18 protein-coding genes are annotated in these 19,757 nt (G+C 57.0%); 12 read left to right on the forward strand and 6 right to left on the reverse strand.

Annotation, left to right across the window (positions count from 1 at the left end):
* The first annotated feature begins 132 nt into the window (after window positions 1-132).
* The 6 genes from WJU23_RS03080 to WJU23_RS03105 all read left to right on the forward strand — a co-directional run bounded on the left by WJU23_RS03080 (window position 133) and on the right by WJU23_RS03105 (window position 5,335).
* Window positions 133-912, forward strand: a complete 780-nt coding sequence (locus tag WJU23_RS03080) for an ATP-binding cassette domain-containing protein (protein ID WP_346331065.1) — start codon at window positions 133-135, stop codon at window positions 910-912.
* A gap of 394 nt (window positions 913-1,306) precedes the next feature.
* Window positions 1,307-1,474, forward strand: coding sequence for a hypothetical protein (locus WJU23_RS03085; RefSeq protein ID WP_346331066.1), 168 nt, complete (start codon window positions 1,307-1,309; stop codon window positions 1,472-1,474).
* Window positions 1,471-1,947 carry a hypothetical protein gene (locus WJU23_RS03090; protein ID WP_346331067.1) on the forward strand — a complete coding sequence of 159 codons (477 nt, stop codon included), beginning with the start codon at window positions 1,471-1,473 and terminating at the stop codon, window positions 1,945-1,947. The genes WJU23_RS03085 and WJU23_RS03090 overlap by 4 nt, the downstream gene beginning before the upstream one ends.
* 977 nt (window positions 1,948-2,924) lie before the next feature.
* The gene (locus WJU23_RS03095) at window positions 2,925-3,401 is read left to right on the forward strand and encodes a GNAT family N-acetyltransferase (protein WP_346331068.1); all 477 of its coding nucleotides are present in this window, start codon (window positions 2,925-2,927) and stop codon (window positions 3,399-3,401) included.
* A gap of 207 nt (window positions 3,402-3,608) precedes the next feature.
* Window positions 3,609-4,055, forward strand: coding sequence for a hypothetical protein (locus tag WJU23_RS03100; RefSeq protein WP_346331069.1), 447 nt, complete (start codon window positions 3,609-3,611; stop codon window positions 4,053-4,055).
* Between the two features lie 707 nt (window positions 4,056-4,762).
* Window positions 4,763-5,335 carry an ACP phosphodiesterase gene (locus WJU23_RS03105; protein ID WP_346331070.1) on the forward strand — a complete coding sequence of 191 codons (573 nt, stop codon included), beginning with the start codon at window positions 4,763-4,765 and terminating at the stop codon, window positions 5,333-5,335.
* Window positions 5,336-5,608: 273 nt separating this feature from the next.
* Here WJU23_RS03105 and WJU23_RS03110 read toward each other — a convergent pair whose 3' ends face one another.
* Both WJU23_RS03110 and WJU23_RS03115 read right to left on the reverse strand, forming a co-directional pair.
* Window positions 5,609-6,364 (reverse strand): class I SAM-dependent methyltransferase, encoded by a 756-nt coding sequence (locus tag WJU23_RS03110; protein WP_346331071.1) that lies wholly within the window; start codon window positions 6,362-6,364, stop codon window positions 5,609-5,611.
* A 1,091-nt stretch (window positions 6,365-7,455) separates the two neighbouring features.
* Entirely contained in the window at window positions 7,456-8,682 is a 1,227-nt protein-coding gene (locus WJU23_RS03115; protein ID WP_346331072.1) for a DUF2254 domain-containing protein, read from the reverse strand.
* 228 nt (window positions 8,683-8,910) lie between these two features.
* On the opposite strand from WJU23_RS03115, the gene WJU23_RS03120 reads away from it, so the two are divergent.
* Window positions 8,911-10,173, forward strand: a complete 1,263-nt coding sequence (locus WJU23_RS03120) for a hypothetical protein (protein ID WP_346331073.1) — start codon at window positions 8,911-8,913, stop codon at window positions 10,171-10,173.
* Window positions 10,174-10,326: 153 nt separating this feature from the next.
* Here WJU23_RS03120 and rfaD read toward each other — a convergent pair whose 3' ends face one another.
* On the reverse strand, window positions 10,327-11,331 hold the full coding sequence (gene rfaD / locus WJU23_RS03125; RefSeq protein ID WP_346331074.1) for an ADP-glyceromanno-heptose 6-epimerase: 1,005 nt from the start codon (window positions 11,329-11,331) through the stop codon (window positions 10,327-10,329).
* Between the two features lie 889 nt (window positions 11,332-12,220).
* Here rfaD and WJU23_RS03130 point away from each other — a divergent pair.
* Window positions 12,221-12,820, forward strand: coding sequence for a hypothetical protein (locus WJU23_RS03130; protein ID WP_346331075.1), 600 nt, complete (start codon window positions 12,221-12,223; stop codon window positions 12,818-12,820).
* A 124-nt stretch (window positions 12,821-12,944) separates the two neighbouring features.
* On the opposite strand, the gene WJU23_RS03135 is transcribed toward WJU23_RS03130, so the two are convergent.
* On the reverse strand, window positions 12,945-13,580 hold the full coding sequence (locus WJU23_RS03135) for an arylesterase (RefSeq protein ID WP_346331076.1): 636 nt from the start codon (window positions 13,578-13,580) through the stop codon (window positions 12,945-12,947).
* Window positions 13,581-13,582: 2 nt separating this feature from the next.
* On the opposite strand from WJU23_RS03135, the gene WJU23_RS03140 reads away from it, so the two are divergent.
* The 3 genes from WJU23_RS03140 (at window position 13,583) to WJU23_RS03150 (ending at window position 18,160) form a co-directional block, all read left to right on the forward strand.
* A complete protein-coding gene (locus tag WJU23_RS03140) occupies window positions 13,583-14,308 on the forward strand; it encodes an ABC transporter ATP-binding protein (RefSeq protein ID WP_346331077.1) in 726 nt (241 codons plus the stop codon).
* The gene (locus tag WJU23_RS03145; protein WP_346331078.1) at window positions 14,298-16,844 is read left to right on the forward strand and encodes an FtsX-like permease family protein; all 2,547 of its coding nucleotides are present in this window, start codon (window positions 14,298-14,300) and stop codon (window positions 16,842-16,844) included. Before WJU23_RS03140 ends, WJU23_RS03145 begins: the two co-directional genes overlap by 11 nt.
* A gap of 137 nt (window positions 16,845-16,981) precedes the next feature.
* Window positions 16,982-18,160 (forward strand): serine hydrolase domain-containing protein, encoded by a 1,179-nt coding sequence (locus WJU23_RS03150; protein ID WP_346331079.1) that lies wholly within the window; start codon window positions 16,982-16,984, stop codon window positions 18,158-18,160.
* A 76-nt stretch (window positions 18,161-18,236) separates the two neighbouring features.
* Here WJU23_RS03150 and WJU23_RS03155 read toward each other — a convergent pair whose 3' ends face one another.
* A complete protein-coding gene (locus WJU23_RS03155) occupies window positions 18,237-18,752 on the reverse strand; it encodes a hypothetical protein (RefSeq protein WP_346331080.1) in 516 nt (171 codons plus the stop codon).
* A gap of 191 nt (window positions 18,753-18,943) precedes the next feature.
* Complete coding sequence (locus WJU23_RS03160; protein WP_346331081.1) at window positions 18,944-19,354, reverse strand: (deoxy)nucleoside triphosphate pyrophosphohydrolase; 411 nt, start codon at window positions 19,352-19,354, stop codon at window positions 18,944-18,946.
* A 46-nt stretch (window positions 19,355-19,400) separates the two neighbouring features.
* On the opposite strand from WJU23_RS03160, the gene WJU23_RS03165 reads away from it, so the two are divergent.
* Complete coding sequence (locus WJU23_RS03165) at window positions 19,401-19,748, forward strand: VOC family protein (protein WP_346331082.1); 348 nt, start codon at window positions 19,401-19,403, stop codon at window positions 19,746-19,748.
* The last annotated feature ends 9 nt before the right edge of the window (window positions 19,749-19,757 follow it).

Below are 19,757 nucleotides of genomic sequence, written 5' to 3' on the forward strand. Positions count from 1 at the left end.
ATGCCGAACGGCCACAGGCCGCACAATAGTACGGATACGCGCATTCTGCGTGCCACCTTACACCCCAGAAGCCTCCAGATCAATCTCCCCTTGCTCTTTGCAGCCCCGCCATTGTCGCGCTACAGACACCCCATGACCTCCGTCCTCCGTGTTCAAAACGCCACCTTCGTCCGTGGCGGCCGCCGCATCCTCAAAGGCATCACCTGGGAGGTCCGGCCCGGCCAGCACTGGTGCATCCTCGGCCCCAATGGCTGCGGCAAGACCTCCCTCATCAACCTCATCACCGGCTACGAGCCCGCCACCTCCGGCGACATCCAGATCGGCGAGGACCAGTTCGGCAACAGCGACTGGCGGGACGTCCGCAAGCGCGTCGGCCTCGTCACCAACACCCTCACCACCTTCATCGAGCCGTCCGAGCCCGTCATCAACGTCATCGCCAGCGGCCGCGAGGCCAAGCTGAACCTCTGGCAGGACCCGCCCCCCGCCTGGCAGCGCCAGGCCGCCACCTTGTTAAAAGCCACCGGCAGCCAGCACCTGCGCAAATCCCTCTGGGGCACCCTCTCCCAGGGCGAGCGCCAAAAAGTCCTCATCTGCCGCGCCCTCATGGCCCAGTTCACCGTCCTCATCCTCGACGAACCCTGCGCCGGCCTCGACCCCGTCGCCCGCGAGCACTTCCTCACCTGGATGGCCGAGATCGCCACCTGGCCCGAGTCCCCCTCCCTCATCATGGTCACCCACCATGTCGAAGAAATCCTCCCCTGCCTCACCCACGTCCTCCTGTTAAAAGACGGCCAAGTCCACAGCCAGGGCCAAAAAACCGACATCCTCACCAGCGAATCGTTAAGCGAAATCTACGGCGCCCCCGTCGAACTCGAAGAACGCGGTGACCGGTATGCGCTGGTGGTGGGCTGAGTTCAGTCGTTCGGAGTTCCGTATTCATGCGGTCAGGGAGTGGGCTTATCCAGGCAAGCCCGCCAAAAAATAAATGAAGACTAGCTCAGCATGAAGAAAATATTAGATTCATACTTTGTAAAACTAAAATATTTGTACACAAAAAGACTCGGGTGTACTTTTATTTTTGCAGTATTCAGTTACTTTTTGGTCGCAATCATCCTTTGGTTGGCTGTAGCGAATGAGCCAAGATCGCCAGCGACAGAATCTGATGAGTTCAAGGGACCGTTGTTGGTAACCGCTGTACTCTTCTTCTCGTTTTGCGTCGCGCCGCTGGTTCTCAGAAGGAAGCAATGACCAGTCAGCGGCACCCGTAGCTGCCAAACCACCCATGCTAGGCACACTATACTCGAACATGCGCGCACACCAAGGTTCAGCCAGAGGTGAATGGATCGCCAGCAAACTGCCCATGAGCAGCGCCACCAATGTGAGCCAGCGAATCCGTCGCCTGGAAAAAGCCGGTGAGAGAGGTCGGCTGTCCGAGCCGTTGAAAGCCTGCATCAAACTCCAAGAACACTCATGATCATCTCTTTTCTCAATTGCCGAACCCAGATCCCGCTTTTCAAGCATCTGGCAATATTCATAACCATGGTATTTTCATTTCAAATCATGCATGCCGATGATCGAACTGACCTAACTTTAAACCTGACAAGTTTAGCAAATGTTCACTGGCAGGCTATAAAGGAATCGGAAGTTAAGCTGGATTACAATGATCCTACCATAATAGCTTGCGGACGGGCGATTGTGGCAATATATGAATATGGAACATCCGATCCAAGAGTCGAATCTGTTCTTGAGGAAATTATCAATTCACACACAGCTCAGGTTACCAATGTTCCAGATTGGCTGACAACAGCGGATCAGTATAGATTAGACTTAAAAAAATTAGGTGATCCAGCACTTTCGGAACTCCATTTGTTTGGAACCCAGCGAGGCACCACCTTGTCAGAGTTGGCAAGGGTGGCCAAATACAAGCTAAAGACTAAAACTAAATAGCCGCTTACAAGCTTGTCGAAAGTTCGTCAATGAAATCAAGGTGTAGAATCAGGCAGCACGGGAGATGCTTGCGGCTCCGGTGACCGGCAAGCCTTCGAGTGAGGAGTGCATGGGGATCCCATATCCCTACCGCTGCCAAACTTACTTGGCAGGCTGCGAAACAGCGCCCTTTTGCGGTTCCGAGAAATTTTTTAGTTTCCATTCCTCCATACTACCAAGACGATCAACTTGGACCTGCAATGCGTACGACCATGAGTCAACAGTCGGGAGGTCTCGCAGTCTAAGAAAAGCTTCCGTTTGCGCGTCTGGGCTAATTATTCGGAACCACACATCCCCGTAAAATGTCTTTAACCGGATAGCCTTAGGTGACAATTCTGTAGAAAGCTCAATCTCAATTGGATCTGCCTTTGCAGATGCTTTGATAATCCACCGACTGGCCGGTCTGCCTTCTCTTCCTGATGTGCGCGTCAAAGCACTGTCAAAGTGTAAGTCATAATCCGCACCGCACCAAGCTCTTAACGCCAAGTGAAAAATTTCTACGCTTGCATAAGTTGGTTCCTGTAGAATACGGGATTGCCCGAAACTCATAGAACTAAAGGCGAAAACTATGATAATGAACACGCGCAACATACTGTATTCAGGGTCGAGTAAAAATTCAAAGAAATAAGATGCCAGGCAAACCGTAAAAAAGCAGAGGCTAAAATATTGGCAATCAACGCATTAAATCCAATTCAATATCATCGAACCTGGCGCGGAGTCAAAAGCTAAAAGGTGGGAATGAGATGATGATGTTGCACGCCAAACAAGCAACGTGAGAGCAGATAAGACGCCAAGCAGATAAGACGCCAGGCTCACTGTACGAAAGCAGAAGCTAAAAAATTGACAATCAACGCATTAATTTACATCATGATCCTCGTTCCTGGCGCGGGTTCAGCAGTGGCAGCACATGGGAACGTCAGGAAGACACCAACCGCGACATGATCATTCGACGATACCAACCCGGTGATGAGAGCGCCATCTGGGACGTCTATTTCCGGGCGACCCACGAATCCAATTCGCGCGATTATCATGCCGATCTGCTCAACCGATGGGCTCCGGCAGATCAGGACATGAATGAGTGGCGTGAGCGTTGCATTCAGAAAAATCCTTTCGTGGCGATCCTCGAAGATCGAATCGTGGGGATGGCAGAACTCGAAGAGGATGGCTTCATCGACTATTTTTACGTGAGTCCTGATTTCCAGGGACAAGGAGTGGGCTCCATGTTGCTCGCCAGACTTGAATCGGAGGCCATCGGGATGAACCTCTCCAAACTGAAGGCTGATGTCAGCCTGAGCGCGAAAGCATTTTTCGAGTCACGCGGCTTCATCGTCACCGAAGCCCGGTCGAATGTGATCATAGGCCATCCCGCTCCGAATTTCGCGATGTCCAAGCACCTCCAAGGAGAACAAAGATGAGATGTTAGGCAAAGAGTATTGTGGATATGTGCCATGGATATGATGCCTGCCAGATTCTACACTGACGCTTTCAGCGAACTACGGCACCGCTGTTGAAAGTCGCGGGCGAGAAGCCCCCGCTTCTTCACGTAGAAGCAAGGAAATACTGCGTGTGTTGTCACAGGCCGCGTGTTAGGTTATTATAACTTGATACCCCATTTTGCCGCCATGAAGATCCGATTCGCTTGGCTCGCCCTCGCCGTCTTCCCCGTTTTCATCCCATCGTGCGTCGCAGGAAAGCGCGACATGGAGAGGGTCTTAAAAGTGATGCAGCAAGAGAATCCGGCGGATTATGAACGGGTCTTCAAGAGCTTCGTCAGACACGCCTCCCAAGGCGACGCGGATGCCATGGTTGCTCTCACCAGCGAAGTCACGGTTGCCAGGATGGGCGGTCGCGCAAAGCTGAAGGAGCACTACAAGCAGAACATGATTCCGGCGTTTAAAGCCTTTCCAATCATGAGCCCAGGAGGAGAATCCCATTACCTGCCCCCTGAAAAGGACTCCGTCGGCTGGACCTTCGTCAGGACCTTCAAGTCTCGGCATGGCGAGGAGAGACGGTTTGAGATTTTCGTTCTCAAAGAGCAGGGCCAGATCAGGGTGGCCGGGGCACGTTGAGAGAGCACGCCTACCCAAGATCGAGAGCTCAAATTCAAAAACTCATCGCATAAAATCTAATCGCACCCAATGGCTCATCGCCAGCCGGTTGACTCCTCATCAGAGAACGGGTCACCTTTTGCCATAAAAGATAAAAGATAGGATGCCAGGCAAGCAGTAAAGAAGCAAAGGCTAAAAAATTGGCAATCAACGCATTAAATCTGGATCATATCCTCGATGCTGGCGCGGAGTCAGAATCTGGGATTAAGAGGATTAAGATGCCTGCCAAACAAGCAACGGAGGCGGTCCGATCCATCCTCCGCCATCTCTGCCCCTGAGCCTCTCTGCGGTTAAGGCTCGTGACCCATAACCATCCCCAAGGCCCACATTCCCACGACCAAAGGCAGACATCGGCTCAATCCCTATCGGTGTCCTTCCGTGACATCTGGAGTTAAACCGGTCTTCGGCATAACCCAAAGTGAACCACAGATGTCACAGATAGCACAGATGCCCTGAGTCCAGAGTCCGCAGCCTCGCCGCCCTGTTTCACCATCTGTGTCCATCTGTGTCATCTGTGGTAAAATGCTGTCATCGCATAACCGAAAAATACCTCGCCGCCTGTCCCCCGTACATCCAGGCTGAGCCCAGGAACGTTCCATTGTCCGACGGCATCATTCGTGCGAGGGTCTCTGACGAACTCTCATGCCCCTCCTCCTTGATTTTTCTCCGTGAACTGGCTGGCCCATCTCTTTCTCTCCGAGCATTGCCCGGCCTTCAAGATCGGCAATGTGCTGCCGGATCTCGTCCGTCTGCCAGATCTGGCCGGACTGCCGGAGAAATACCAGCGCGGCATCCGGCAGCACCTTCGCATTGATGCCTACACTGACTCGCATCCCGTGGTGCATCGCAGCATCATGAGGCTCGGCCCGGACTACCGGCGATACGGCGGCATTCTCATGGACATGTTCTATGACCACTTTTTGTGCCGCCAGTGGGAGCTGTTTTCCAGGCAGCCCCTGGCCGAGTTCACCGCCCAGTTTTATGAGGAGTTTAAAGACCACCGCCACGAGCTGCCGATGAATGCACTGCCTCCGCTGGAGGGCATGAGCAAATGGGACTGGCTGGGCTCCTATGGTGACCTGGAATCTCTGGAAAAGACCCTGGGCCGGATCGGACGGCGGTTCAAAAAGCCCGTGCATCTCGCCGGCGCCATGCCCCTGCTGATCCGTGAGTATGACCACCTGCAAAAGGACTTCGCCGAGTTTTTCCCCGACCTGCAGCAGGAAGTGTTCAGGAGCTAGCCTTTTCGCAGCGGAGCCGCTTTGCTCCCCAACCCCCCTCTCACCTCCACTCTGCTTCTCCATACCCTAAGTAGCCAAAAGCATTACTACTACACTTCAACCCAGCTTTCGCGGACTGATCCCACTTCCGCTGGAAGATAACCGCAGGCCGAAAACTGAACCCCCTCCCGCCTACGTCCACGCCGGCTACAGCGTCAAAAACATCAATGAACGCTCCCGCAAGCTCGTCCGCAATCCCAACTACTTGGCCAGCATCGCCTGCTTGCAGATGAGCTAGTTAATGTCGTTTGCAATAGTACGGTCTTTGCTATCTAACAGCGGTTTTTGGGCCATAATGTTCCACCCCTGGGTGTTCAATCGTTCTGTGTCGAACTGATCCATCCATACAAGTATCGATTTCAGGAACAAGCCTAACGTCAGGCGTCCGATGATCTCCAATGGTGTTTTAACCGGGGTTGGCATGTTGGACTTACGCAGCAGGTTCATGGTCCAGTGAAGCTGGTAAGCAAGCAACGTGAAGTGCCCGCCCTGCGGCTGCTCTTTGACCACGACCATCCCTGCCTTGTCAAACAGGAGCCGAAGCCCGAGGTTGGTGAAGTTGAAGAAGTTCCAGGGGAGATTGTGGAGTGGGGAGGACTGGGGGGTGGTCAAGAATAACGCGCCGCCGGGTTTTAAAACCCGGGCCATTTCTTCCACCACACTCTGCGGATCCATTACATGTTCCAGCACCTGCGTGCTTAACACAATGTCATAGGTATTGTCGGCCATCGGCAGATTGGAGACATCCGCCACAAAGTCCACACCGGGGCCTTCACAAAAATCACAAGTTTCCAGAGTGGCTCCGGTCGCGAGTAACTCTTCCCTCAGAAACTGCTCCTGAGCGCGTCCTGATCCCGCATCCAGTACCCTGATTCCTGATTTCATGAGAGGCATGGCCTCTGTCCGGACAAACTGATGCACATGCCAACGTTCCACCTGGAGGCGCTCGTGGAAGCTGGCCGGCAAAAGTCTTTTTCCCAATGATGACATGGTTTCTCTAGGAAGGAGTTCAGTAAGCCTGTCAACTCCAATTTGGCCGTTCGCATTTACCTTTGCGGAATTTAGTTCGCTGTCGGTGGCGGCATTTGGCAACGGCGGCCAACCAGAAGCGCTGGCCGCAGCACAGCAGCCAGAAGAAAGGCTTCGGCTTTCCTATCGCGAAGATGCTCGGCCTGTTTTGCCTCTCCACGGGAGCCTGGTTGGGGAACTCCCTGGGCCGCTGGTGCAGGCATGACCTCAGCCTGCGGGCCGGTTTAAAGCCTTCTTCGGCTGGCTGAAAAGGCGGTCAGTTCCTGGCGCTGCGGAGCGCTGGCCTTTTGCATCGGTAGCGGGGATTCCGAAGGGTGGGGGCTGCGGATCGCCCGGGCTCGTTGCGTTGGAGATCGAGATTTGTCCCCTGGTTTGATTTTCCTGGGGGTGGGTGTTCCCAGGGGGCGGTTGGCTGCCCATACCTGCAGCCGCCGCATGGAACAGGCTTGGCGCATGGGGGTCAGGCTGGGTCCAGAAGCCTCGATCCACGAGCTTTACGCCCGCCTTGCCGGGAAGCGTGGCGACGTTTTCCTGGGGTTCCCAGGGGGGCGTTCGTTTCATCGCTTGGCGCATCCGCCGCAGAGGTGCTGACAGTCGTTCCCAGGGCTGTCAAGGTCAGCACCAAGAGTGAAAAGATAACCAAAAGTGTGTTCGCGATTCTTGTCAGGAAGAAGATGCCGCATAACCGGAAGTAATGCCAGCAAAAGATGCAAAAAAACGAGAGTTTTAGCTCCCCTTCCGCAGCTGGGGCGGCAAGCGAAGCGCTGCGCCCAACAGCAAAAGATTTATCTTTTGCAAAGAGGTGGGTGGTGGGTGGTGGGTGGTGGGTGGTGAGGAGGCCGACAAGAGGGCGTTTTGAGGCCCTTTTTGCACCCCTTGTAGAGCTTCATGTAGAGCGTCTTGTGGAAGGCCGCGTAGAGTGTCTTGGGGGATGATTTGACGGAGCTTTTCAGAGCGTCTGAGTGGACGGTTTTCGCAGCTTGTGACACCCTTCTTGATGGGGCATTCAGCGGAGCTGTTTTGGCCCTATGAATGATGCCAGAAGAGGGCGGTCAGTGAGGGCGCTCGGCGAGGGCCTGGAGTTTGTCGCGGTGGTAGGCGGTGGGGAGTTTGGCAAGGGCCTGTTCCAGGGCGAGGCGGGAGTGATGGCGGGCGGCGGTGGCGAGCCCGGTGTGATGGGTGGTCTGCAGGGCGAGGAAGGCTTTTTGCAGGCGCATGCCGACTTCATACATGACGGCTCCGTCACGGGCGATAGGGGTGAAGGCATCGTCCAGCAGGTCGGCGGCGGTGAGCGGGGGCACTTCGACATCAGGGTATTTGATTTCCTCGGACTCGCGGGTGGCATCGGCCCAGCGGCAGAGCAGGCGGACCTGGCTGCCGATGACGGCGATGGCGGTGCCGGGGTCATTGATGCCGGGGGAGAGGGCGCGGTCGGCGATCTCGGCGAGCATGAGGAGGCCAAAGCGGGGATCGGATTCGGCCTGGCGTTCTTCGCCCAGGGTGAAGGCTTTCAGGAGGCGCTCTTTCATGGCGTCATCCAGGACGAGGGAGGCTGGCCCGATGACGGAAGCGAGCGGGCGGCAGCGGTCCAGAAACGCGCCGGGGCGGGCATGCAGGCGGATGGTGGCCTGCCACTCGTGAGCGGCAGCCTGGAGTGCCTCCACATCCACAAACTGGAGGTAGCCGATTTTTTGGGTGGTGAGCAGGAGCCCGGTTTCCGGCGCGTCTGCGGGGGCCGGGCGTGCGCCCAGGGTGCCAGCGGTGGCGTGGTCTGTAAAGGCCTCCAGGCAGGCGGTCTCCACCCGGCGGATGGTATCGCTCACGCGGCCAAGATTGGAGACCTGGTCCACCCAGCGGATGAAGGAGACCAGCACCCAGGCGATGATGAGGACGTAACCGACGAAGAGGAAAAAGCGGCCCAGCGTGCCGTAAGGAATGGCGCTGACGGCGACGAGGGCCACGATGGCGTAAATGAAGGCGGAGAGGAAGGCGGCGAGGGCGTTTTGCGAGCTGCGGTCCTGCATGATCAGGCGGCTGGCCCGGGGCGTGGCGGTGGTGGTGACGGAGGAAAAGGCGCTGACCATGGCCGTGACGGCAAAGATGGCCACTGTGAGCATGGTGGAGGCGAGGATCTGCAGGAGGCTGAGCATCACGTCCCGGTCAATTTCGAAGGGCGGCTTCATCTGCCAGGAACTGGCGAGGTAGGCCATCTCGATCCAGCCGACGGCGGCGAGGCCGGTAAGTGCGGGTTTGATCCACAACCGTGTGCGGAGCTGCATGAGCCAGTAACGCCATTTTAACATGCCCTGAGCCTAGCGTGCGGGAAGCTCCGGGGCAACGGGGGGAATGGGGTAAGGGAAATTTAGGGAGTAGGAGCGTTGCAGTGTAATGCTGCGGTACCGGCCTGCCCCATGGGCGGCAAAGTATCGGCAAGCCTCATATTTGAACCAGATTCCACGGTCTCGATCACCGTTTGATCAGTGTTCTATCCACGCATTCACCGATCCATGAATCCATCCCACTCCCTTCGTCGGCGTCAGTTTCTTGCAGCCACTGCCACAGCTGCGGGCGGGCTTTTTTTGCCGCAGGCGTTGCGCCTGAATGCCGCCGCTGGCGAGGTGGCCTCGACGGATCATTTTTGGTATCGCCTGGCACCAGAGGGGCCTTACATTGATTCGCAGCGGGACAATCGCGCTTTTGGTTATGCCGATGGCAAGATTTTCCTGTCCGAGGACAATGCGAAGACCTGGGCGCACAGCGCGGCGTTTGAGGATGCGGAGAATATTACCTTCAGTTGCCTGCTGAAAAACGGTAACGTCCTCTTTGCCACCCGCAACCGGCTTTTTCTGAGCACGGACAACCTGAAGACCCACCGCGCCATCACGGTGAAGAACACGGACGGCAGCGACTACCTGCCGCATGTGCCGAAAAACCCGGACATGCCCGGCTGGTATTTCCATCCGCTGGATGGGGAGCATGTCTGGGACGTGGACGGGAAGGAGATGCTGGTCTGGGGCAACTACTGCAATGTCATGGGCGGCCAGGTCCCGGTGAACATTTACTATTCCACCGACAGCGGCGAGACGGTGAAAATCGCCTACGCCTTTGGCCAGAATCCGCACTTCCAGCAGAAGGGCAGCACGCCCGAGGAGATGCTGGGCAACCCGGCCAACAAGCTCATTGCCCGGCACATCCACAACGTCACTTATAACCTGGCCGAAAAGGCCTTCTATGCCTGCACGGGGGACATTGATCGCGGTCACGGCAACGAATGCCACTGGCTGCGCGGCACGTATGATGCGCAGGCGGATGCCTGGGACTGGAAGGTGGTCATCTCGGTCAATTCCAACTCCCGTTTCAAGTCCGGCGGCATCAACTTTGTGGACGGCCAGGTTTACTGGATCGCCGATGCCAACGGCCCCAAGTTTGGCCCGCTGCATGACCGGGGCATCTTTACCTGCGCCCCGGCGGACATTCCTAACAAGGCCGCGCACAAGATGCTGTTCAATCCCGGCTTCGAATCCGCGAACATGCTCATCCAGGACGGCGTGATGATCGCCACCCACTGCGCCCCGGCGTCCACCTATGCCACCGGCATTATCTATTCTCCTGACCTGGGCCAGACCTGGGCGCAATACGACCTCAAGGAATTTGGCCCGCGCTCCGGCTGCCGCATTCACAAAAAGAACAGCGATGGATGGTTCCGCATGGATTTGAGAAAGGGCTGGATTGACCGCGCCGAGGTCCTCTTCATCAAACCGAAGGTGTGATCCTGGTCTGAATAACGAAGGTGCTCATGGAGTCATTGTTCCATTCATCGCGCAAAATCGAATGGCTGCTGATTGACCGGCAACGGACGGACCTGTAATGGTTGTCCATCCTGCCAAGCTTACAGGGAGGAGGATGGCTGATTCATCGGCGGCTCAGCTTTCATCCCCCAGGCGTTTGTCGCCGGTGAGGTAGCCTTGGACGTAGTCGCGGACGGCGTCGTTGAGGGTATAGAGGTCCTGGGTGTAACCGGAGGCGCGGAGCTTGGTGATGTCCGCACAGGTGTAGTACTGGTATTTGGACTGGAGGTGCTCCGGCATGTCCACGAACTGGATATCAGGCTCTTTGCCGAGGGCGGCGAAGATGGCCTGGGCCAGCTGGACCCAGGTATGGGCCTGGCCGGAGCCGAGGTTGAAGAGGCCGTTGGCGGTCTTGGTCTCGGCCAAATGCAGGGTCATGCGGATGGCGTCCTTGACGTAGAGGAAGTCGCGCATCTGCTCGCCGTCCTTGTAGTCGGGCCGGTGGGATTTGAATAGCTGTACTTTGCCCTGGTCCAGGATCTGGCCGTAGGCTTTGTGGACGACGCTGCGCATGTCGGCCTTGTGGTCTTCATTGGGGCCGTAAACGTTGAAGTATTTGAGGCCGACGATCTTGTCCAGCATGCGGGTGCGCTTGGCATGGAGGTCGAAGAGGTGCTTCGAGTAGCCATACATGTTCAGCGGGCGGAGGGAGTGGAGATCGGAGAGCTGGTCATCCATGCCCAGGGTGCCATCGCCATAGGTGGCGGCGGAGGAGGCATAGACAAAGCGGGTGTCGTTTTCCAAGGCCCACTTGCAGAGGATCTTGGTAAACTCATAGTTGTTCCGCATGAGGTAGTCGGCATCCTTTTCGGTGGTGGCGGAGCAGGCGCCGAGGTGGAGGATGACATCGAACTGGCCGAGGCTGTCCGGGGAGCTGCGGATGTGCTTTTCCAGGTCGCCGCCGTCCACGTAGTCATGGAAGTGCAGAGGGACGAGGTTCTTCCATTTTTCGTCCGTGCTGAGGCGGTCGGAGATGATGATGTTTTCGCAGCCGCGACGGTTGAGTTCCCAGACGAGGGCGCTGCCGATGAATCCGGCGCCACCGGTGACGAGAATGCGGCTTTCAGGGTTAAGTGACATGCACAGGGGATAGCGAGGAGGAGCGGCGGCTGCAACTTCTCACTTTGCGGTTTGGGCTCAGGATGCGGGATGGGACGTGCAGTTCGTGTGGAAATGGACCGTTGGCTGACCTCTTTACAGCATGCCTTTGAGCTTCGGTCAGACCCGTCCGGCGATCAAATTTCGCCTGGTAATGCCTTTGCAGTGAAATTTGGGTGTTTATGGGTGGAGATATGGGGGGCAAGGGAACCGAGGCGGTTCGGGCGTCGCGCTGCGACGCGATGAGGGGTAGGTGCAGCGGGGGCGAAAGCGCGCCTTTGAAAGGCGCGGCTAATAGACGGACGCCGCTCTGCGGCTGGGGAAGGCGGCCATTTTGGGGGGAGGGGTTAAGGGATAATCAGTAGCGTGGTAATGCCGCAGATATGATGTCAGCTCCATAGCGCCAGACAGACCGACGAAGCCGACTTTCTTATTGTGCCACTCGGACGCGACAAGATCCTCCCCTTTCCAACCCCTCCATACCACGACTACCAGGAGAACAAGGTGAGCACATATCCAGTACATTGAAAACTTGTGAGTACAGGTGAAAGGATTGCTAAACATTTGGTTTTCAAGTATTTGCAGAATTTTTGAATTATTTTTCATCGCATCTCAATATCTGAGTTTTTACGTTTTAATTGAACTCATGATGGTGAATCAGCGATGATGCTGCGTCACTCGGTGAGTTTTTATGCACAATACATTGCTAAAAATGTATCTGAAAGTAGGATCAAAGGTATCAAACAGCGCGGCGAGCGCCGAATGGGATTCCAACCCCAAACAACGCTCGCCGCAGGTTTCGCAAAAAATCACTGTTTGTAGGGCTGCGGGGTCCAAGCCGCAGTCCGCCAATCTTTTCTAAAATACATCCATGTCGGAAAAAACCAAAGCTAAGATTTCAGAGCAAAAGCTCGCGCTTCGTCAAAGGGTATGGCCGGACATTACTGAAGAAGACCTTTGGATTCGCAAGGCGCGCGTCGGATTTACAACAATTCCCAGAATACTGCCTCTAATGGCAGTCATTATGGATTCTTTGTCAAAGAATAAGCCTGTCTCTTCGACATATTTCGACTTGTGGTGCCGAGCATATGATGAGTGTTTTGTGGTTCTGAATAAGCAGCCAGAAATGGCCTTTCATTCCGGTTTTTCTGGTCAGAGGGCAGTCCAAACGTGGTCCGAGCGAATCAAAATATTGGACAAACTGGGTTTTATTAAAGTTGCCTCAGGTCCAAATGGACCATTGAGCTATGTCCTCATCCTTAATCCCTACAAAGTGGTGCAACGGGTTTGCAAAACTAAACCTGATCTTATCCGGGAAGATCTCCAAAATGCTTTGCATGAACGTGCCATTGAGATTGGCGCGACTGACCTTGAAGATGTCCCAGCCATCCCAGCTCAAGAGCAAGCAGAAGAGGCTCAAAAACCAATGCAGCACACCGCTCGAAAGCGGAGTATCAAGGATAAAGGCTAGGATGCCCAATTGAAAGGTGAGGCTAAGATACGGACGCCGCTCTGCGGCTGGGGAAGCAGGCCATACGGGGATGCTTATCAGGACCAGGGGGCTGAACTGAAGTCTGGGAAGGCGGGCAAACCGCTTACAGCATGCCTTTGAGCTTCGGCCAGACGAGTTCGGCGATCTTCTGCTGCCCTTCGGCATTGGGGTGGATGCGGTCAGCCTGGTTGAGTTTTTCATTGCCGCCGACGCCTTCGAGGAGGAAGGGAAGAAGTTCCGTTTTCTGGGACTCTGCCACTTTGGGAAAAACGCTTTTGAAGGACTCGACGTATTTGGGTCCCAGGTTGTCTGGCATCTGCATGCCGGCGATGAGGATTTTGATGGAGGCGCTTTTGGCCCGTGCTTTGGCGACGATGCCGACGAGGTTCTTTTCCGTCTGCTCGGGAGACAGGCCGCGCAGGCCGTCATTGCCGCCGAGTGCGATGACCAGTACGTCCGCACCGCGCTGGCCGAGCGCCCAGTCAATCCGCCGCAGCCCGCCGGCGGTGGTATCGCCGCTGACGCCTGCATTCACCACCTCATAAGGCAGCCCTTCGGCGTCCATTTTCTTTTGCAACAAGGCGGGATAAGCCTCCTCACGGGCCAGCCCGTAACCCGCAGTGATGCTGTCGCCCAGAATGAGAATTCTTTTCTTTCCTTCGCCTGCGGTTTGCGCCAGCAGCGTACCCATTCCGCCGCCCGATGCTGACATCAGCAGTACGAACACCAGCCATTTCATCCATGTCATCTGCCAGATTAGAATCATCGCCTCCGGCTGTCAAACGGCCCATCCTGGAGATCCAGGCACTCAAAAAGGTTCATCGCACCGCCAGTCATGAACTGACGGTGCTGCACGATATCCACCTCAAGCTGGAGGCGGGAGACACGCTGGCGATCACCGGCCCGTCCGGCAGTGGCAAGACGACGCTGCTGGGCCTTTGCGCCGGGCTTGATGACGCCACGTCCGGCTCGATGAAACTGGACGGCCACGCTTTCGAAAATCTCTCCCAGGATGCTCGTGCGGCTCTGCGCAACCAGCTTGTCGGTTTCGTTTTCCAGAGCTTCCAGCTCATCCCGACCCTCACGGCGGTGGAGAATGTCCTCGTGCCGCTGGAACTGCGCGGTGAAAGGGGCCAGCAAAAAGTGGCTGAAGCCCTCCTGCGCGAGGTCGGCCTGGGCGACCGTTTGGATCACTACCCAGCCCAACTTTCCGGCGGCGAGCAACAGCGCGTCGCCCTGGCCCGGGCCTTCATTCATCGCCCGAAAATCCTGCTCGCTGACGAACCCACCGGCAATCTCGATGCCGCCACCAGCCTGCCTATTGTGGAGATGCTCTTTCGCCTCAACCGCGAGGCGGGCACCGCTCTGGTGCTCGTGACTCACGATCCGGGCCTGGCGGCGAAAGCGCGTCGCGTCATCAAAATGGACGGTGGAACGATCATCGCGGAGGAAGAAAATGCCGTCTGATCCCCGTCCGCTGCCTGCCGGTCTGGTCTCCGCCTTGCTCCATCCATGGACCTGGAAAATGGCCTGGCGTGACAGCCGCACGCAGCGTGTGCGTTTGCTCATCTTCTCGCTCGCCATTGTTTCCGGCATTGCCTCGCTCGTCGCCATCCACTCGCTAAAGGCCAGTGTGGAAACGGGCATCCAGTCGCAGGCCAAGGAGCTGCTCGGCTCGGATCTCCAGGTCTCCTCTTCCCGGCCGATCTCTGCGGACGATGCTGCCAGCCTTTCCCAGATGGCCACCCGCACCACCCGCGAGCTGGCCTTTCCCACCATGATGACCTTTCCCAATGGCGGTGCCCGGATGGTGCATGTGCGGGCTTTGGAAGGTGATTATCCTTATTATGGGACGGTGGAAACGGTTCCGGCGGATGCCTGGCAGGGCAGATCCGCTGAACCTGGCATCCTGTTAGAAGCCTCCCTTTTGGAGCAGTTTCAGATGAAGACTGGCGACATGATCGAGCTGGGGCGCAGGCCTTTGAAAATCCTCGGAGCCATTCACAAAACAGCTCCGCGCGCCAGCCGCTTCAGCGCCATCGCTCCGGAAGTTTATGTGCGCCTTTCGGATACTCATCAGAGCGGGCTCATCGGTGCCAACAGCATGGTGACACACATTCTCCATCTGGAGATTCCCGAGAGAACGTCTTCGGCCGAACTGAAGGAAAGCGTGCGCAATGAGTTTCCTTCGACCTCCTGGCGGCTGGAGACGCCGGAGGACCGCCAGGAAAGCCTGGGCAATGCGCTGGATCTGTTTCAGCGGTACCTTGGCCTCCTGGCGCTGGCGTCGCTGGCTCTCGGTGCGCTGGGCGTGGCGGGAGCGGTTCAGTCTCACATCAACCGCCGGGTGGCCACCATCGCTATTCTGCAATGTCTCGGTGCGCCCCGCCAGCTCGCGGCCGCTGTTTACATCGCCCAGAGTGCGGCGCTGGGATTGCTCGGGGCGGTCCTTGGAGCGGGGATCGGGATACTTTTGCAAACGGGTCTGCTGAGCCTGTTCCGGGACAGTCTGCCCATTGCGGTGACGCCCTCCCCTGAGTGGGAGACCGTCTTCCGTACCACACTGGCCGGCTTTGCGGTGTGCTGCGGATTTGCTCTGATTCCCATTCTGAAAATTCACCGCATTTCACCTGCCACCACTCTGCGCAGCGGTGGTTTGCTCCCCGGCAGCGCCCTCCGCACAGTCCCCGTTTACCTGCTGCTCACCGCGCTGCTGATCCTGCTGGCCCTAACCAACGATGCTGACTGGAGGCGGGCGCTGGGCCTGGTGGGCGGGCTGGCTGCCGCCTTTGCCCTGGTCCTTGCGGTGGCCCGCGGGCTGATGGCTGTCACACGCCGCATCGTCCGGCCGGGCTGGCCTTATCTGCTGCGGCAGGGCATCTCCAACCTTCACCGTCCTGGCAACCAGACCCTGCTGTTTCTGCTTTCGCTCGGGCTGGGTACCTTTCTCCTGCTGACCATCCTTCTTGCGGGTGATCTTCTGCAGCAGCGCCTCCACATTGCCAACACCGATGACAGTCCCAATCTGTACCTCATTGATGTCCAGCCCGACCAGGTGGAGGGCGTCACATCGCTGGTCAAAAGCCATGAGCTGCCGGTTTTGGAAACCGCGCCCATGGTAACCATGCGCGTTATGGAATTGAAGGGTGTAGCGATTGCCAAGGCGGAAGGCGTTCCGCGCTGGATCGCCAACCGTGAATTTCGCTCCAGCTACCGTGCCTATCTCAACTCCAGCGAATCTCTGATCGCTGGAGAGTGGCATGAGACGGTGCCGGATGCCGAGGGGCCTATCCCGGTCTCGCTGGAAGAGCAAATCGCCAAAGACATGCGTGTCAGCATCGGCGATACCCTGACGCTGGATGTGCAGGGCATCGCCCTGGAAGCCCGTGTGACCAGCCTGCGCAAGGTGGACTGGAGCCGTTTTAACCTTAACTTCTTCATGGTCTTCCCGCCCGGAGCGCTCGAAGGAGCACCGGGCTTCCACGTGGTGACCACCCGCACTCCGGATCCGGCGGCAGTGGGGCGTCTTCTGCAAGACCTCACCCGCGACTTCGCCAATGTCACCTCCATTGACCTGTCCCAGATTTTAGAAGCCGTCAGCGATATTCTCTCCAAGATTTCACAGGTCGTTACCCTCCTTGGCGGCTTGACGCTCCTCGCCGCGCTGCCCATCGTCACCGGCACCCTGCTCAACGGGCGGGACGTCCGCCTCCGCGAAAGCGTGCTGCTGCGCACGCTCGGAGCCTCTGCCAGGCAGGTGCGGACCATTCTTGTCATCGAGTTTGCAGCTCTTGGTTTTCTCGCCGGGCTTACCGGTACTCTTCTTGCGGGAGCCGCCACCTCGGTCCTGGCCAGTTACGTCTTCAAAACGGATTTCACGCCGGATGTGACGGTCATCGCGGCCACGTTCACGATCACCACCGCCGTTTCCATTCTTGGCGGCCTCGCCCTCAGCCGGGGAATCACCACCCATCCGCCGCTGGAGATCCTTCGAAACACTTGATGTTAGGTGGCGGGGAGGCAATCGAATACACTTTCTCGTCAATGAGTTGCTAATGCATCTTAAACCGGGTCGTTGAATGCATGATTCAACACATCCGTCTTGCTGGCCGAATCGAAACTTTCCCTCATCTCTCTCTCATGCATCATCCATGGAACAAATTCAATGTTGGCAGTGGCCGTCATCCATTCACAGGCTGCTCCAGGCGTCTGGCCCTGCACTGGCTGCTTTTGCTTGCCGCCGTGGCGCTGCCGCTTGCCGCGCAAGAGAAGGTGCCTGCCTCCGGGACGGGCAGGCTGGCGGCTGACGTGGCGGCCAGGGTGGATGCAGCGGTAACGAAGGAAATGGAGAGGCAAGACCTGGTCGGCGTGGCCGTGGGCTTGTTGCAGAAAGGCGAAGTGGTCTATCTTCAGGGCTACGGGCTGGCGGACCGGGAGAAAAACGAGCCTGTGACTGACGAGACCGTCTTCAACTGGGCCTCCAACTCCAAGCCACTCTGCGGTATGGCCGCCATGCAACTGATGGAAAAGGGCTTGCTGGATTTGGACGCAGACGTGCGGCAATACGTGCCTGAATTTCCCAAGCAAAAAGAAGGCGTCATCACCATGCGGCATCTGCTCAGCCATACCAGCGGCATCACGCACTATGGCAAGGTCATTCCCACCCGCCGTGCCTACCCAACGAAGACGCCTTATCTGGATCCGGTGCTTGCCCTGGATACCTTTAACCGCACCGCCCTGGTCTCCAAACCGGGGGAAAAGGAGCTCTACTCCTCATATGCCTACATTCTCGCCAGTGCCGTTGTCCAGCGTGTCGGCAAGGAGCCGTATCCCCGGCAGATAGAAAAACGCATCGCCCAACCGCTGGGCATGACCAGCCTGCAGCTTGACATGGATCATGACCGCCAGCCGCATTGGGCAGCGGGCTATGTCAAGGACGCTGCCGGGCAGGTGACACGTGCAAAGGAGGAGGCGCACTATTGGAAACATGGTGCAGGCGGACACAAATCCAACGTCAAGGATTTCGCACTCTGGGCGCAGGCGGTGCTGAATCATCGCCTGATTGCTGCCGAGACGGAGACGGCGATGTGGACCGCGCAGAAAACCAACGACGGCACAACCGCCGGGTACGGTCTCGGCTTCGCCATTGACGGGCAAAACGGGCTGCGCGTCTCCCATGGCGGCAAGCAGAATGAAGCGACGAGCCGCCTGGTCATTTATCCCAAACAGAAGAATGGGATTGTCGTCATGACCAACTGCGGCTTTGGCGATCCCGGAGCCATCACCACGGCCATTTTCAAAGCGCTCCAGACCCGATAGCCCGGGAATCATTTGCTGCCAGACGAGGAACCGGCAGGGTCATTTTTAACCAAGGCTGTGGGCAGGAACCTGGACCTTACATGGACTCTTTCCACACGGCGGGGTGGATGAAGGTGGAGGCGGAGAGCTCACCGGACTCGCTGCCGGCGACGGTGTCCATGACCATGCCGGGGGTATGGCGGAGGGCAGGGTAGAGGAAGACCTCGCTGGCGATCTGGAGCTTGGGAATGAGGGCGGAGCCGTAATGCTCCACCTCCCAGCTCAGCAGGAGGGGTTCTTCATCGGTGAAGCTGTCCATGGACTGCTCAATCCAGCCGACAAGGCCACTGCCATTGAGAAGATCCCAAATTTCCCCGGTTTCCAGATCCACCCGCACGGCGAAACCATGGCTGTGGCTGACGCCGTCGCGTACATCGCGGTCCTGGGAAATAAGTGCCAGGATGACCTGCGTGCAGGAATTCATTGAAGGCACGATATCCAGCTGGAATCCAAAACGCAGGGGATGGTTCGGGACGAGAATCTTACCAAAGCTCAGGAGGTCAAAGCTGGCGAAGGCTGTTTCTGGACTGACGAGTGGTGCGGGAGTGTGCATGGCAAAGTGGAAAGCTTGTCAGAATTTTGTCATGGTTTGTATCAAATATCAAATAATTATGGAAAGTGTTTAAAATATTAATAATATTAATAAAACTAAAGCATTGTCGTTTTAGAACATCACCGAGCCTGGCTTCCACATCTCTATGTGATGCGTAACGCTTTTGTAACCAAGGTTTTATGACGCAAGAGTCAGGCCAGGTCCGCCAGCCATTTGATCAGGGGAAGGTCGGCTGGGGCGAGATCCAGCTCTGAAATATTTTTTTGAAAAACCCAGCGTAGGGCGGTGTGCTCATGGGGATGAGGGGCCGGACTACAGGCTGTCAGCTCACATAAAAAGGGGAAAAGCCGGATGAAACCCCAGCCATATTCATGCAAAACGGGCGGACCTGCCTGCAGGAGAGTGACTCGGCAGCCAAGCTCCTCCATCAGTTCACGATGAAGGGCTTGGGCAGGAGTTTCACCCGGGTCAATTTTTCCGCCGGGGAATTCCCAAAGGCCGGCGAGGGCCTTGCCAGGAGGACGCTGGGCCAGGAGGATCTGCGCATCCGCACGCCGGATGATGGCGCAGACTACATCCAGGGGCTGGGAGGTGGCTGACATGCGTGATTTTTACTGACGAGTGGCTGCGGCAGCGCATAATCCGGGGATGCGTCCTGAGAAAGTCAAATTCATGCTGATGGCGGCGGACATGCGTCGCGCGGTCCGTTTTTACACCACTGTGCTGGGTTTTCAGGAGGTGTTTGTGAGCGATTTCTGGTCGGAACTGGCCTTTGGCGATGCCATCCTGGCACTGCATGGCGGCCATGACGGGTCGGTGAATCCGACGGGACTGAGCCTGCAGTTTGAGGATGTGTTTGATGTGGCGGCGCTGATTGCCAAGTCGGGCGGGAAGATCCTGGATGCGCCGAATCAGCGGGAAGGAGAGCCCATTTTGTTAGGCCGCTACCGGGACCCGGAGGGCAATGAGGGTTTCATCACGCAGTATGTGGGGTAGGCAATCCGT

The organism is Prosthecobacter sp. SYSU 5D2 (assembly GCF_039655865.1).
Lineage (GTDB): Bacteria > Verrucomicrobiota > Verrucomicrobiia > Verrucomicrobiales > Verrucomicrobiaceae > Prosthecobacter.